Origin of the sequence: Kocuria oxytropis (assembly GCF_040981195.1) — a bacterium.
GTDB classification, from domain to species: domain Bacteria; phylum Actinomycetota; class Actinomycetes; order Actinomycetales; family Micrococcaceae; genus Kocuria; species Kocuria oxytropis.
The window spans coordinates 16,049-31,724 of sequence record NZ_JAVFXA010000002.1; the positions used below are offsets into that span (position 1 = coordinate 16,049).

A 15,676-nucleotide genomic window follows, 5' to 3' on the forward strand; every position below is an offset into this window, starting at 1 on the left:
TCAGCACTGACCGGTCCCGCACCGCGGACCCGTCCCACCACCGGTGGGGCGGGTCCGTCGCCGTTCCGGGACTCCGCGCCGGGGGCTCCGGTAGAGTGCGGGGGTCCGTCCGACCGCCGCCGCGCCCGCGGCCGCACCGCGACCCCAGGAGAACCCCATGACCAGCCCCCGTGTGCAGGACGCGCCCGCCGGTGCCGGGACGGACACGGCGCGGCGCGTGGCCCGGTACGCGGGGTTCCGGCCCGAGGTGCAGGGCCTGCGGTTCGTGGCCGTGCTGCTCGTGGCCGTCTACCACGTGTTCCTGGGGCGGGTCTCCGGGGGCGTGGACGTCTTCCTGCTGATCTCGGCGTTCTTCCTGACCCTGTCCTTCGTGCGCAAGCTCGAGGCCGGGCGGCCGCTGGCGCTGGGGCGGTACTGGCTGCACGTGTTCAAGCGGCTGCTGCCGCTGGCGGTGCTCACGATCCTGGGCACCCTCGTGCTGGCCTGGTGGTTCTTCCCGGAGGCGCGGATCGACCGGATCCGCACCGAGGCGCTGGCCTCGGTGCTCTACGTGGAGAACTGGGCGCTGGCGCTGGCGGAGGTGGACTACTACGCGGCCGACGACTCCACGGCCTCGCCGTTCCAGCACTTCTGGTCCCTGTCGGTCCAGGGACAGGTGTTCCTGCTCTGGCCCCTGGTGTTCGGGGCGGCGTGGCTGCTCTGCCGACGCGGCCGGTGGCGCCCCGTCCCGGTGCTGGCGGTGTGCTTCGGCCTGATCTTCGCCGCGTCCCTGGCCTGGTCGGTGCACGCCACGGCCACGAACCAGGCCTTCACCTACTTCGACACCCGGGCCCGGCTGTGGGAGTTCGCCCTGGGCTCGCTGCTGGCCCTGGCCCTGCCGTACCTGAACCCGCCCCGGGCCGTGCGGGTGGTGCTGGGCTGGGCCGGGATGCTCAGCATGGTCTCGGTGGGGGTGCTGGTCGACGTGCAGGGGGCGTTCCCGGGGTGGATCGCGCTGTGGCCGCTGGCCTCGGCGGCGGCGATCATCGTGGCCGGGCGGACCGGGTCCCCGTTCGGACTGGACCGGATCCTGGCCTCGGCCCCGCTGGTGCGGCTGGGCGACGCCTCCTACGCGCTGTACCTGGTCCACTGGCCGCTGCTGATCGCCTATCTGGTGCTGCGCGACCGTCCCGTGGCCGGGCCGCGCTCCGGGGTGGCGATCATCGTGGTCTCCCTGCTGCTCGCCGTGCTGCTCACGAAGCTGGTGGAGCGCCCGTTCCAGCGGTGGGCGTGGCCGGAGCGCACCAAGGGGCGGCTGGCGGTGTCGGTGGCCGTGAGCCTGGCGCTCGTGGCCGTGCCGGTGCTGGTGTGGCAGCAGGCCGACGCGCGCCGCGCCGCCGTGCTCGCCGAGGAGGCCGCCCGCAACAACCCCGGGGCCGCGGTGCTGGCCCCGGGCTTCGAGTTCCGGGGCGACCCGGACGCCCCCACCCTGCCCCTGGCCTCCGCCCTGGGCGACGAGTGGGTCGCGCTGCCCGAGCCGTGCTCCGGGCGGTTCGCGCCCGAGCAGGAGATCCTCGAGCCGGCCTGCCGCCAGACCCCCGCCCTCGCGGACCCCGAGCGCACGATCGCCGTGGTCGGCAACTCCCACATGGAGCAGTTCATGGGCGCCCTGATCCCCCTCGCGGAGGAGCACGGCTGGCAGCTCGTCTCCGTGCTGCAGCCGGGCTGCGCCTTCGCCGTGCGCCCGGAGGGGGACGCCTGCCACGAGGCCAACGAGGCGGCGCTCGAGTACGTGGAGCGGCTGTCCCCGGACGCGGTCATGACCACCTCCACCTACGCGGCCCGCATGGACGGTTCCGCCGAGGCCGTGGTCGGCGGGTTCCCGGAGCTCGTCGACCGGCTGACGGGCCAGGGCATCGACGTCGTCGGGTTCCGCGACAACCCCCGGTTCGACGCCAACCCCTATGAGTGCGCCGAGCGCCACGGCCAGGACGCCGAGCGGTGCCGGGTGCCCGTCGACCAGGTGCTGGCCCCCGTCAACCCGGCCGACGCCCTCCGGGACCGGAGCGGGTTCACCTCGCTCGACCTCACCGACCTGATCTGTCCCGAGGGCGTGTGCCGTCCCGTGGTGGGCAACGTGTACGTGTTCTTCGACCCGCACCACCTGACGTGGACCTATGCGCGCACGATGGCGCCGGCCGTCGAGGAGCGGCTGCCCGGGGCGCTCCTGCGGACGACGAGCCCGTGATCCCGGTGCCCCGCCCCGCCCCGCGAGGCGGCCCCGCCGCCCCGTCGCCCGTGCGGTAGGGTCGCCACGGGCGCCCCCCGGCCCCACCCCCCCTGTCCTGCCTCCCCCGAGCTCTCCCACCCCCCTCTGAGCTCTCCCCCCCCCCCTGAGCTCTGCCGCCCCCGTCCGGTTCCCCCGTGCGCCGCCGCGCGCTGTGCTCTCCCACCCCCCCCGTCCCTCCTCCCCGGCGTCGCCGCCCGGCCGCGCCGGGGCCGCCTTCCCTGGAGGTGCCCCCGTGGCCACCCTGCACGTCCCGCAACCGTCCACCGGCACCGCCGAGAGCCGGGACACGGCCCGGCGTCCGGGCAGCCGGTACTCCGGGTTCCGGCCCGAGGTGCAGGGCCTGCGCGCGGCGGCGGTGCTGCTGGTGGTGGTCTACCACGTGTTCCTGGGGCGGGTCTCCGGGGGCGTAGACGTCTTCCTGCTGATCTCGGCGTTCTTCCTGACCCTGTCCTTCGTGCGCAAGCTCGAGGCCGGGCGGCCCCTGGACCTGGGGCGGTACTGGCTGCACGTGTTCAAGCGGCTGCTGCCGCTGGCGGTGCTCACGATCCTGGCCACGCTGGTGCTGGTGGAACTGTTCTACCCCTCCTGGGACGCCGGGCGGTGGCGGACCGAGGCGCTGGCCTCGGTGCTCTACGTGGAGAACTGGGCGCTGGCCCTGAGCGCGGTGGACTACTACGCGGCCGACCACTCGACGGCCTCGCCGTTCCAGCACTTCTGGTCCCTCTCCGTGCAGGGACAGGTGTTCCTGCTCTGGCCCCTGGCCTTCGCCGCCGCCCGGCTGCTCACCCGGCGGGGGAGGCTGCGCCCCGTGCCCGTCCTGGCCGCGATGTTCGGCACGGTGTTCGTGGTCTCCCTGGCGTGGTCGGTGCACGCCACGGCCACGCAGCAGGAGTTCGCCTACTTCGACACCCGCACCCGGCTGTGGGAGTTCGCCCTGGGCTCGCTGCTGGCCCTCGCCGTGCCCCATCTGCGGCCCGGCCGCGGACTGCGCGTGCTGCTCGGCTGGGCCGGGCTGCTCAGCATGGTCTCGGTGGGCGTGCTGGTCGACGTGCAGGGGGCGTTCCCCGGGTGGATCGCCCTGTGGCCGCTGCTCTCGGCGGCGGCCGTCGTGGTGGCCGGGCAGTCCGGGTCGCGCTTCGGCCTGGACCGGCTCCTCGCCTCCCGGCCGCTCGTGCGGCTCGGGGACTCGGCCTACGCCCTGTACCTGATCCACTGGCCGGTGCTGATCACGTACCTGGTGCTGCGGGACCGTCCCGTGGCCGGGCCGCGCTCCGGGGTGGCGATCGTGCTGGTCTGCCTGGTGCTCGCGGTCCTGGTCACCCGGGTGGTCGAGGACCCGCTCAAGCGCTGGTCCTGGCCCGAGCGCAGCCGGCTGCGGCTGGCCGGGGTGATCGTCGTGTGCCTGGCGACGGTCGCGGTGCCCGTGACCGCGGCCCGGGTGGCGGAGGACCGCCGGGCCCTCGAGATCGCGGCCTCGGCCGACCGCAACAACCCCGGGGCGGCCGTCCTGCTGCCGGGCTTCCGGGACGGGGGCGTCCCGGACGCCGAGACCATCCCGGTGATCACCGGGGAGCCGTACGCGAAACCCGGCCTCGGCACGCCCTGCCCGCCCGCCCTGGGCATCGGCGAGCGCTACCGGCAGTGGTGCTTCGACACGGTCCCGGACCCCGAGCCGGCGGCCACGATGCTGGTGATCGGCAACAGCCACGTGCACCAGTGGATCCCGGCCGTCCAGCGCCTGGCCGAGCGCAACGACTGGCGCGTGGTCACCTACATCCGGGGCAACTGCCTGTACGGGCTGCCGGGGGAGCAGGTGGCCGACCACGAGGCGTGCGCCCGCTGGCTCGAGGGCACCGACCCCGTGGTGGACGCCGTGGACCCGGACCTGGTGCTGGTGCAGGGCACCCGCAGCACGGACGAGAACGAGGAGCAGTTCACCCCCGGGATGGAGCAGCGCATCCGGGGGCTGGCGGAGCGCGGCATCCAGGTCGTCGCCCTGCGCGACAACCCCCGCTTCGACTTCGTGCCCGCGCGCTGCGCCGCGGAGCACGGGGCCGGCGCCCCCGAGTGCACCGCCTCCCACGTCATCCTGGACCCGGACAGCCCCCTGGACCCGGTGGCCGCGTCGCCGCGGGTCTCCATGGTCGACCTGGGGGACCTCGTCTGCCCGGACGGCACCTGCACGCCGGTCATCGGCAACGTGTTCACCTACTGGGACAACAACCACCTCACGGTCGAGTACGTCCGGACGCTGGCCCCGATGTTCGTGGAGCGGGTCGAGGCGGCCCTGCGGGCGGACGGGTCCCCGTTCCCCGCGGGGCCGTGAGCGCCGCCACAGCCGTCCGCGGGGCCGGGAGCGGCCCGTAGAATGGGCGCGACTCCCTCGACCCCGAAAGGCGCCACCGTGTCGGACACCCCCGTTCCCACCGCCCTGACCGAGGACCCCTTCGGGTTCACGGGCCTGACCTACGACGACGTCCTGCTGCTGCCCGGCAACACGGACGTCATCCCGTCCGAGGCGTCGACCCGCACCCGGCTGTCGCGGCGCATCGAGCTGGAGGTGCCGCTGCTGTCCGCCGCCATGGACACCGTCACCGAGTCCTCGATGGCGATCGCGATGGCCCGGCAGGGCGGCATCGGCGTGATCCACCGCAACCTCTCGATCCAGGACCAGGCCGAGCACGTGGACCGGGTCAAGCGCAGCGAGTCCGGGATGATCACCGACCCCGTGACCATCTCCCCGGACGCGACCCTCGAGGAGCTGGACCGGCTCTGCGGCTACTACCGGGTCTCCGGACTGCCTGTGGTGGACGCCGAGCAGACGCTGCTGGGCATCATCACCAACCGCGACACCCGGTACCTGCCCGAGAGCGAGTTCCCCCGGCGCCGGGTGCACGAGATCATGACGCCGATGCCGCTGATCACCGGCAAGGTGGGCATGGCCAAGGAGGACGCCCACCGGCTGCTCGCCTCCAACAAGATCGAGAAGCTGCCGCTGGTCGACGACGCGGGCCGGCTCACCGGCCTGATCACGATCAAGGACTTCACCAAGGCGGAGCAGTACCCCCACGCCACCAAGGACGACGAGGGCCGGCTGCGCGTCGGCGCCGCCGTGGGCTTCTTCGGCGACGGCTTCGACCGGGCCATGGCCCTCGTCGAGGCGGGCGTGGACGCCCTGTTCATCGACACCGCCAACGGGCACTCCCAGGGCGTGCTGGACATGGTCGCCCGGCTCAAGGCGGAGCGCGCCGCCGCGCACGTGGACGTCATCGGCGGGCAGGCGGCCACCCGCCGCGGCGCCCAGGCGATCGTGGACGCCGGCGCGGACGCCGTGAAGGTCGGGGTGGGCCCCGGCTCCATCTGCACCACCCGGATCATCGCCGGTGTGGGCGTCCCCCAGGTCACCGCCGTCAACGAGGCGGCGAAGGCCGCGATCCCGGCGGGCGTGCCCCTGATCGCCGACGGCGGCCTGCAGTACTCCGGCGACATCGGCAAGGCGCTGGTGGCCGGGGCCGACTCCGTGATGGTCGGGTCCCTGCTCGCCGGCTGCGACGAGTCCCCGGGCGAGCTGATCTTCGTCAACGGCAAGCAGTTCAAGACCTACCGGGGGATGGGCTCGCTGGGGGCCATGCAGTCGCGCGGCAAGAACACCTCCTACTCCAAGGACCGCTACTTCCAGGCCGACGTCGCCAGCGACGAGAAGCTCATCCCCGAGGGCATCGAGGGGCAGGTCCCGTACCGCGGGCCGCTCTCGGCCGTGGTCCACCAGCTCGACGGCGGGCTGCGCCAGACGATGTTCTACGTGGGCGCCCACACCGTCGAGGAGCTCAAGCACCAGGGCCGGTTCGTGCGCATCACGCCGGCCGGGCTCAAGGAGTCCCACCCGCACGACATCACGATGACCGTCGAGGCCCCCAACTACCAGCGCTGAGCGAGCGTCCGCAGCACCGTTCGGAAAGGACACCATGAGCTACGACATCGAGATCGGCCGCTCCAAACGCGCCCGTCGCACCTTCTCCCTGGACGAGATCGCCCTCGTGCCCTCGCGCCGCACCCGCGACCCCCGGGACGTGTCCACCGACTGGCAGATCGACGCCTACCGGTTCTCCATCCCGTTCCTGGGCGCCCCGATGGACTCGGCGACCTCCCCGGAGACGGCCATCGCCCTCGGCCGGGCCGGCGGGCTGGGCGTGCTGGACCTCGAGGGCCTGTGGACCCGCTACGAGGACCCGCAGCCGGTGCTCGACGAGATCGCGGAGCTCTCCGGCGAGGACGCCCCGGCCTCCACCCGCCGGATGCAGCAGCTCTACGAGGCCCCCGTCCAGCCGGAGCTCATCACGGCCCGGCTGGCGCAGATCCGGGAGTCCGGCGTCATCGTTGCGGGCTCCCTGACCCCGCAGCGCACCGTGGAGCACTACCGCACCGTCCTCGACGCGGGGGTGGACGTCTTCGTGATCCGCGGCACCACGGTCTCCGCGGAGCACGTCTCCCGCAACCAGGAGCCGCTGGACCTCAAGAAGTTCATCTACGACCTCGACGTGCCGGTCATCGTGGGCGGCGCCGCGGGCTACACCCCGGCCCTGCACCTGATGCGCACGGGCGCGGCCGGGGTCCTCGTCGGCTTCGGCGGCGGGGCGTCCATGCGGATCCAGAACACCCTGGGGATCCACGCGGCCATGGCCACGGCGATCTCCGACGTCGCCGCCGCCCGCCGGGACTACCTCGACGAGTCCGGCGGGCGCTACGTCCACGTCATCGCCGACGGCGGCGTGGGGGTCTCCGGGGACATCGTCAAGGCGCTCGCCATGGGCGCGGACGCCGTGATGCTCGGCACCGCGCTGGCCCGCACGGAGGAGGCGCCGGGGCGGGGCTGGCACTGGGGCGCCGAGGCCCACCACGAGCAGCTCCCGCGCGGACTGCGCACCCGCGTGGGCACCGTGGGCCCCCTCCAGGAGGTCCTCTTCGGGCCGTCGCGCCACGTGGACGGCACCTCCAACCTCGTCGGCGCGCTGCGCCGCTCGATGGCCACCACCGGGTACCTGGAGCTCAAGGAGTTCCAGCGCGCCGAGGTGGTCATCCGCGGCTGACGCGCCCCGCGCCGGCGGGGCCCTCCCCGGGCCCCGCCGGCGCGGCACCGGGTGGTGCGGAACTGGCGAACGTCCAGGAAGGCCCACTAGCCTTGACGGGTGCTCACGACCGCCCTGCGCCCCCGCTCGATCCTCGCCCTGATCGTGAGTCTCGGGCTGGCCGTGGGCTTCGTGCTCCTGAGCCAGTGGCAGCTGGAGTCCAGCGCGCAGTCCCGCACGGTCTCCGACCCCGCCAAGGACGTGGCCGTCCCCCTCGCCGAGGCCGCCGAGGCCGGCGCCCCCGTGACCGCCGCGCAGGCCGACCAGCTCGTCACCGTGACCGGCGAGTACCGGGACGGCTCCACCGTGCTGGTGCCCGGACGGCTGCAGGACGGCGCGGAGGGCTGGTGGGCGGTCTCCGCCCTCACCGTCCCGGACAGCGAGCGCCTGTGGCCGGACGCCGGGGGCGAGCTGACCCTCGCGGTGGCCCGCGGCTGGACCGCCGACCCCGCCGCGGTGCCCCCGGAGCCGCAGGGCGCCGTCGACGTCGTCGGCCGGTACCTGCCCGCGGAGGGCCCGGAACCCGGCGAGGAGCTCCCCGACGGGCAGGTGCGCACGGTGTCCCCGGCGCAGCTCACCAACCTCTGGGACGTCCCGCTGTGGTCCGGGTACGTGGCCGCGTTCGCCGAGAGCCCCGCCCCCGCGCCGCCGCAGCTCGCCCCGGACGGCACCCTCGCCCCCGGCGCCGCGCTGCTGAGCCCGGAGCTGACCCGGCTCGACATCGACCAGCAGCCCACCGACGACTCCGTGAACCTGCTCAACGTCTTCTACGCGGTGGAGTGGGTGGTCTTCGCCGGGTTCGCCCTCTACATCTGGTGGCGGTTCGTGCGCGACGAGTGGCAGCGCGAGCAGCACCCGGAGGAGTACTTCTACTTCGAGGGCGGCACCCCCCGCGACGCCTCCGCCCACGGCTCCGGCGGGCAGGTGCACGACGAGCGCGTCGTCGACGAGTACTTCTACGACGCGGCGAGCGGACGCTACTACTACTACGACCCCGCGGCGGGGGAGTACTACTGGTTCGACGACCAGCCCGGCGGGCCGGCGCGCGAACCCGGACCCCACGACAGGACCCAGGACAGGACCGGAGCCCATCATGACTGAACCCACGCAGCCGACCCCCACCCCGAAGGAGCGCACCGACGGCGTGCGGGTCTCCCTGCCGCCGGACGCCCGGCCCTCGGCGGCCGCGTCCCCGGGACGGGTGCCCCGCCGGGCGGCCGCCCTGCAGCCGCGCCGCCGCTTCGGGGGCACCGAGGCCCAGATCCGCGGCGCCCTGAGCTTCTACATGGTCTGCGCCTGGATCTCCGGGACGTTCCTGCTGCTGCTCGTGGCCGAGATGATCACCCGCTACGGCCTGGGCTACGACCTGATCGCGGGCGGCACGGACCGCGCCACCGGGCAGACCGTGGCCCTCGGCTGGCAGGACCTCGAGCTCGAGAACCTCGCGGGCGGGGTGAACATCTCCACGTGGATCCTCATCGTGCACGGCTGGTTCTACGTGGTCTACCTGATCTCCTGCTTCCGGATCTGGACGCTCATGCGCTGGCCCTTCCCGCAGCTCGTGGTCATGGCCCTGGGCGGCGTGGTGCCCTTCCTCTCCTTCGTGGTGGAGCGCAAGATCCACGCCTCCACCACGGCCGAGCTGCGCGCCAACCCGCGGGCCGCCAAGCGGTACTGAGCCGGTCCCGCGCCTGGCCTAGGATGGAGGGCGTGACCGAAACAGCTGAGACCCGCACCGATCTGGAGCAGCGCCCGGTCCTGGTGGTCGACTACGGCGCGCAGTACGCGCAGCTGATCGCCCGCCGGGTCCGCGAGGCCAGTGTCTACTCCGAGATCGTCCCCCACACCTGGTCGACCGAGCAGATCCTCGCCAAGAACCCCGCGGCGATCATCCTCTCCGGCGGCCCGTCCTCCGTCTACGCCGAGGACGCGCCGCAGCAGGACGCGGCCCTGTTCGAGGCCGGTGTGCCCGTCCTGGGCATCTGCTACGGCTTCCAGGCCATGGCGCAGGCCCTCGGGGGCACCGTGGCCCACACCGGCGCCCGCGAGTACGGGGCGACCACCGCCACCGCCGTGGGCGGGCCCACGGCCTCCATCCTGGAGGGCTCCCCGGGCACCCAGACCGTGTGGATGAGCCACGGCGACTCGGTCGTCGAGGCCCCCGCCGGCTTCGAGGTCCTGGCCTCCACGGAGACCACCCCCGTGGCCGCGTTCGCCGACGAGTCCCGCCGGCTCTACGGCGTGCAGTGGCACCCCGAGGTCAAGCACTCCGTGCACGGGCAGCAGGTGCTCGAGCACTTCCTGTTCGACGGCGCGCAGGTCGAGCCGACCTGGTCGACCGGCAACATCATCGAGGAGCACGTCCAGCGGATCCGCGCGCAGGTGGGCTCCGCGTCCGTGATCTGCGGGCTCTCCGGCGGCGTGGACTCCGCGGTGGCCGCCGCCCTGGTCCAGCGGGCCGTGGGCGACCAGCTCACCTGCGTGTTCGTGGACCACGGGCTGCTGCGCGAGGGCGAGGCCGAGCAGGTGGAGCAGGACTTCGTCGCCGCCACCGGGGTGAACCTCTACGTGGCCGAGGAGAAGGAGCGCTTCCTCAGCGCGCTCGCCGGCGTCACCGACCCCGAGCAGAAGCGCAAGATCATCGGCCGGGAGTTTATCCGCTCCTTCGAGGCCGCCGCGGAGGAGGTCGCCAAGGCCGCCGCCCAGGAGGGAGAGCCCGTGCGCTTCCTCGTCCAGGGCACCCTGTACCCCGACGTCGTGGAGTCCGGCGGCGGGGAGGGCGCCGCGAACATCAAGAGCCACCACAACGTGGGCGGACTGCCCGAGGACCTGCAGTTCGAGCTGGTCGAGCCGCTGCGCACGCTGTTCAAGGACGAGGTCCGCGCCGTGGGGCGCGAGCTCGGCCTGCCGCACGAGATCGTCGGCCGCCAGCCGTTCCCCGGCCCGGGTCTCGGCATCCGCATCATCGGCGAGGTCAGCGAGACCAACCTCGCGATCCTGCGCCGGGCCGACGCGATCGCCCGCGAGGAGCTGACCCGCGCCGGGCTCGACGACGAGGTGTGGCAGATGCCGGTGGTGCTCCTGGCGGACGTGCGCTCCGTGGGCGTGCAGGGCGACGGGCGCACCTACGGGCACCCCATCGTGCTGCGGCCGGTCTCGAGCGAGGACGCGATGACCGCCGACTGGTCCCGGCTGCCCTACGACCTGCTGGCCCGCGTCTCCAACCGCATCACCAACGAGGTCGAAGAGGTCAACCGGGTGGTCCTGGACGTCACGTCCAAGCCCCCGGGCACCATCGAGTGGGAGTAGGCCCCGGGGCGGGCCCAGGGCCCGCCCCGCACGGGCCGAACACGAGCAGCCGGGGTCGAGCGGTCCGCACGGACCGCTCGACCCGTCCGTGAGCGGTGCCCGGCCCCCGGGCCGAGGCGCAGGAGGAGAACCATGTCGATCGGAGCCGACCGCACCCCCCAGGAGTCGGACCCGTCCCGGGCGCAGCCCCCGCACGTCTCGCTGCAGCCCTGGACGCGCCAGATGGACGCCTACACGGGCCCGGACACGCTGCTGGACTTCAACCAGGTCGACAACGTGTGCATCGACCTCACCGAGGCGAACTCCTCGGGCCAGGCGCAGCTGCTCATGGGCCGCCCCACCCGCCTGTCCACGATCGTGCACGAGCCCGAGGCCTACGGGCGGGCCGTGCGCGCCGCCCGGGCCCTGCGCACCAAGACCCACGAGCTGTCGGTCAACCACGGGCTCGACGCCGCGTACCTCGCCGCCGGCACCGCGTCCTGGCTGGCCCGTCCCCGGGGCTCGGACCCGACCGGCGCCGGCCAGCGCCGCTGGATCGCGCCCGTCCTGCTCGCCCCCCTCGCGCTGAAGCCGCGCCCGGACCTCGACGACTTCGAGCTCCAGCTCGTCGGTCCGGCCCGGCTCAACCCCGCCATGGTCCGCCGCCTGGCCGCGGACCACGGCGTGGACCTCACCTCCGGGGAGCTCGCCCGGCTCGCCTACGGCACCCGGCGGCTCGACCCTGCCCCCGCGCTCGAGACGCTGCGCACCCTCGCCGGGGCGGTGCCGGGGATGCACGTCGAGCACAAGCTGCTGGTCTCCACGTTCGCGGACCTGCACGACCGGCCCGCCGACCTCTCGGTCGTGGCCCGCACCGCCCTCGTGCGGGACCTCGCCCGGCTCAAGGACTCCGCGGTCGGGCGGGTCCCCCAGGTGCAGGAGATCACCCACGACGCGCCCCCGCTCGACGAGCGCGATCCCGCCGACGAGCTGCTCCTGCTCGACGCCGACGGCCCCCAGCAGGAGGTCCTCGACCTCGCCGCGCAGGGGCACTCCTTCGTGGTGACGGCGGCCCCCGGGACCGGTCAGCTGGACACCGCCGTCAACACGGTGGGCACCCTCGTGGCCGCCGGCCGCACCGTCCTGGTCCTGGGGGAGCGGCGCACCACGCTGGCCGCCTTCCGGCGGCGGCTGGACGGGCTGGGCCTGGGCACCGCCGTCCTGCCGCTGTCCTCCCAGCTCAGCGACACGGACGTGGCCCAGCAGCTCATCCGGGCGGTCGCCCGCAACGAGCGCGCCGAGCGCCCCGACCTCACCGAGCTGCACGGGACGCTGCGCGCCAGCCGCGACCAGCTCGCCGAGCACGTGCGGTCCCTGCACACCGTCCGCCCGCGCTGGTCCGTCTCCCCGTACCGGGCCGTGCAGGCGCTCGCCGAGCTGACCTCCCGCCGTCCGGCGCCCGCCACGTCCGTGCGCTTCCCCCGCTCGGTGCTCGACGCGCTGACCGAGCGGGACGCGGTGGTCGCCCGGCTCGAGCGCGCCGCCGAGCTCGGGGCCTTCGACGCCGGGACCCTGGCCGGGCCCTGGACCGGGGCGCGCCTGGTCAACGAGGACGAGGCCCGCCAGGCGCACCGGCTCGCCCAGTCCCTGCTGCTCGAGCTGACCACCCTCGAGACGGGGATGCGGCACGTGCTGGCCGCCAGCGGGCTGCGCGGCGGCACGACCGTCCCCGAGTGGGGCCGGCAGCTGCGGCTGCTGCAGGAGGTCCAGGACTCGCTGACCCGCTTCACCCCCGACATCTACGACCGGCCGGTCACGGACCTGGTCGCCGCGACCGCCGGCTCCGGCTGGCGTCGCGAGCACGGGATCGAGATGACCGGGCTGCAGCGCTCGCGGCTGCGCAAGGCCGCGAAGGAGTACATCCGGCACGGGGTGCACCTCACGGACCTGCACAGCGCCCTGCTGCGCGTGCAGTCGGAGCGGGAGCGGTGGCAGGAGTGGGCCACGTCCTCGAAGCACCCGGTCGTCTCCGAGCGGGTCGAGGAGCTCGCGGCGGTGCAGGCCCGCTTCGTGGAGGACCTCGAGGGCCTGGCCATCGCCCTCGAGGGCTCGACCACCGGTGAGGACCTCCTCGGCCTGCCCGTCGAGCGGCTGCGGGAGACCCTGGACCGGCTGATCAACGACGAGGACAACCTCGCGGTGCTGCCCGAGCGCACCGTCCTGCTCGACGAGCTGCGCGGGCAGGGCCTCGGCGAGCTCGTGGACGACCTCGTCCGGCGCACCGTGCCCCGGGCGGAGGTCCCCGGGGAGTTCGACCTCGCCTGGTGGCAGTCCACGCTCGAGGCCATGATCAGCGGCGACGACTTCCTGGCGATGCCCGGCGGCCACGCCCTGCGCAAGGCCGAGTCCGCGTTCCGCCGCGCCGACGCCGCGCACGTGGCCTCCGGCGCCGGGCGCCTGCTGGCCGAGCTCGCCGACCGCTGGCAGCGCACCCTGCGGCGCTCCCCGCGTGCGGCGGCGGCCCTGCGCCGGATGCTGCGGGAGGGCGCCGCTCCGCTTGAGGAGCTCGGCGGCGCGGCGGGCGAGCTGATCGGCTCCCTGGTGCCGGTGTGGACGGCCAGCCCGCTCGTGCTCTCCGCGGCGCTGCCCGAGGACCACGAGTTCGACGCCGTGGTGGTGCTCGACGCCGAGAGCTCCCCGCTCGCGGCGGTGCTGCCCGCCCTGACCCGGTGCCGGCAGGTCATCGCGTTCGGCGACCCCCACCTGGGCCGCCCCCAGCCGTTCACAGTGGCCCCCACCGCGGCGCCCGCCCCGGGTGCGCAGCCGGTGGTGGAGGTGGACAGCGCCTTCGACGCCCTCTCCCGCGTGGTGCCGGAGCGGGCGCTGCGGACCGTCTACCGCTCGATGGACGAGCAGGTCTTCCGCCACCTCAACGAGCAGTTCTACGGCGGCCGGCTGACCAGGATCCCGCACGGCGAGTCCGTGACCGGGGCCACCCCCGTGCTCGACGTCGAGTACGTCCCGGACGGGGTCGGCGCGCTCACCGCCGGGATCGAGGGCATCCAGGCGCCCGCCGCCGAGGTGCGGCGCGTCGTGGAGCTCGTCTTCGAGCACGCGGCCCGCCACCCGCGCCGGTCCCTGGCCGTGGTCACGGCCAGCGCGGTGCACGCGGCGCGGATCGCCCAGGCCGTCCGGCAGCGGATGCGCGAGGAGCCCGGCGCCGCGGCCTTCTTCGCACCGGGGCCCGAATCGTTCCGGGTGGTCGACCTGCACCGGGCGGCGGGCATCGTGCGGGACACCGTCATCTTCTCGCTGGGCTTCGGCAAGACGGCCAACGGGCGCACCGTGCCCTACCTCGGGGCGCTGTCCGAGCGGCACGGCCGCCAGCACTTCGTGCTCGGCATGACCCGGGCCCGCCACGCCACCCGCATCGTGACCTCCCTGCACCCCGGCGAGATGGAGGGCAAGGGCCTCCAGCACGGGGCCCGGGACTTCGCCCGCGTGCTCGCCGCGCACCTCGGCGGGCCGCCCCCGCGCGAGGACACCGCGCGGGACACCCACGACGACGCCCTGGTGGTCGACCTCGCCCGCCGCCTGGAGGAGCGCGGGGCCTCGGTGCGGCTGGGCTACGCGGGCGTGCTGGACCTGGTCGCGTGGGCCGGCACCGAGTCGATGTCCGCGGGGGCCGTGGTGCCGGGCCGGGCCCGCGCCGAGGGCGCTCCGCTGCGGATCCCCGTGGCCGGGCAGTCGGACGGCTCGGCCGAGAACGCCGCCCTGTCCGTGCGGGAGCGCTCGCGGCTGCGGCCCCAGCAGCTCGAGCGGACCGGCTGGAACTACCTCACCCTGTGGACCATCGAGGTCTTCACGGACCCGGACACCGTGGCCGAGCTGATCCGGCGCTACCTCGGCCTGCCCGCCGGCGAGGGCCGGGGCAGCCGTGCCGGCTGAGCGGGACCCCGCGCCCGGGACGGCGCCGGGCCCGGGATCCGGGGAGCCGGGCGCGGGGCCCGGGCGGCCGCGACCCCGCCGGCGCGGGCCGCGGCGGGCCACCGGCGGCACGCCCACCGGGGCGGAGCCCCGCCTTCCCGGTCTGCCGGGCTCCGCGCCCCGTGCGGACGAGGAGCCGGGGCACCGGGCGGGGGAGCAGGCCCACGAGGAGTGGCTCAGGGCGCAGCGGCCGCCCCACTGGGGCTGACGGGCGCCGGCACGAGGACCACGGTGGTGCGCCCGCCGCCCCCGGCGCCGGCGAGCCGGGCCGATTCCTCGTGCGGGGCGCCCACCACGAGCAGCCCCTCCTCCTCGCCCCCGGCGGGTCCCGCGAGCAGCCCGGCGTCCCCGACGGGGTCCGCGGAGGAGACCCACAGCACGGGCAGGCCCCGGCCCAGGACCTGGCGCTCACCCGGCGCCGCGCCGTCGGGGAGGTGGACGACGTCCACGTGGTCCCCCGCGCGCACGTGCCGCAGCGCCCCCGGATCGTCGATGCGCAGGGTGACCGCCGTGACGCCCCGGGCCTGGCCGGTCAGCAGCCCCGGTCCCACGAGGGCACTCTCCGTGAGCGGCTGCCCCGGGCCCGCGGCCCCGGCGAGGACCCGCCCGGCCAGCACCGCGGGGTCGGCGACGGCACCCTCGGGCACCAGGTCCGGCGGATAGGAGGCCACCGCGAGCCGCTCGGGGGAGACCGCGGCCCCGGCGGGCAGCGCCTCCGCGGCCGTGACCACCGGGACCGTGCTGCCCCGGGGCGGGCCGAGCCGCAGGACCACCAGGCCCACCGCGAGGCCGAGGAGCAGGGCGGCCACCAGGCGGCGGCGACGGGACAGGACCGAGCGCAGGCGCAGGGACAGGGGGTAGCGGCGCCGGACGGGGCGGGGGCGTGGGCTCATGCGCCGCACCCTAGGACGCGGGCGCCCCGGGGCGTCGAGCACCGGAGCCGCCTGTGGCGGAGCGGACCCCGTGGCGGGGTGTCCTCGGCCCCGTGCAGTCAGGATGCCGGGAC

The 15,676-nt window shown here is 74.9% G+C and carries 9 protein-coding genes; 8 read left to right on the plus strand and 1 reads right to left on the minus strand.

The genetic code is table 11. From position 1 onward, the window contains the following. The first annotated feature begins 157 nt into the window (after window positions 1–157). The 8 genes from QYM41_RS02495 (at window position 158) to QYM41_RS02530 (ending at window position 14,631) form a co-directional block, all read left to right on the plus strand. Window positions 158–2,227, plus strand: a complete 2,070-nt coding sequence (locus QYM41_RS02495) for an acyltransferase family protein (RefSeq protein WP_368798160.1) — start codon at window positions 158–160, stop codon at window positions 2,225–2,227. A 274-nt stretch (window positions 2,228–2,501) separates the two neighbouring features. Continuing rightward, the gene (locus tag QYM41_RS02500; protein WP_368798161.1) at window positions 2,502–4,595 is read left to right on the plus strand and encodes an acyltransferase family protein; all 2,094 of its coding nucleotides are present in this window, start codon (window positions 2,502–2,504) and stop codon (window positions 4,593–4,595) included. Between the two features lie 42 nt (window positions 4,596–4,637). Beyond that, on the plus strand, window positions 4,638–6,200 hold the full coding sequence (gene guaB, locus QYM41_RS02505; RefSeq protein WP_438612537.1) for an IMP dehydrogenase: 1,563 nt from the start codon (window positions 4,638–4,640) through the stop codon (window positions 6,198–6,200). A 34-nt stretch (window positions 6,201–6,234) separates the two neighbouring features. After that, entirely contained in the window at window positions 6,235–7,356 is a 1,122-nt protein-coding gene (locus QYM41_RS02510; RefSeq protein WP_368798162.1) for a GuaB3 family IMP dehydrogenase-related protein, read from the plus strand. Between the two features lie 99 nt (window positions 7,357–7,455). Then, complete coding sequence (locus QYM41_RS02515) at window positions 7,456–8,496, plus strand: SURF1 family cytochrome oxidase biogenesis protein (protein WP_368798163.1); 1,041 nt, start codon at window positions 7,456–7,458, stop codon at window positions 8,494–8,496. Beyond that, window positions 8,489–9,073, plus strand: coding sequence for a DUF3817 domain-containing protein (locus QYM41_RS02520; protein WP_368798164.1), 585 nt, complete (start codon window positions 8,489–8,491; stop codon window positions 9,071–9,073). The genes QYM41_RS02515 and QYM41_RS02520 overlap by 8 nt, the downstream gene beginning before the upstream one ends. Window positions 9,074–9,096: 23 nt before the next feature. After that, complete coding sequence (guaA, locus tag QYM41_RS02525; protein WP_368798165.1) at window positions 9,097–10,704, plus strand: glutamine-hydrolyzing GMP synthase; 1,608 nt, start codon at window positions 9,097–9,099, stop codon at window positions 10,702–10,704. Between the two features lie 132 nt (window positions 10,705–10,836). After that, window positions 10,837–14,631: a hypothetical protein gene (locus QYM41_RS02530; RefSeq protein ID WP_368798166.1), complete on the plus strand. Its 3,795-nt coding sequence runs from the start codon at window positions 10,837–10,839 to the stop codon at window positions 14,629–14,631. Window positions 14,632–14,846: 215 nt separating this feature from the next. Here QYM41_RS02530 and QYM41_RS02535 read toward each other — a convergent pair whose 3' ends face one another. Further along, on the minus strand, window positions 14,847–15,563 hold the full coding sequence (locus tag QYM41_RS02535) for an SAF domain-containing protein (RefSeq protein ID WP_368798167.1): 717 nt from the start codon (window positions 15,561–15,563) through the stop codon (window positions 14,847–14,849). Window positions 15,564–15,676 lie beyond the last annotated feature (113 nt).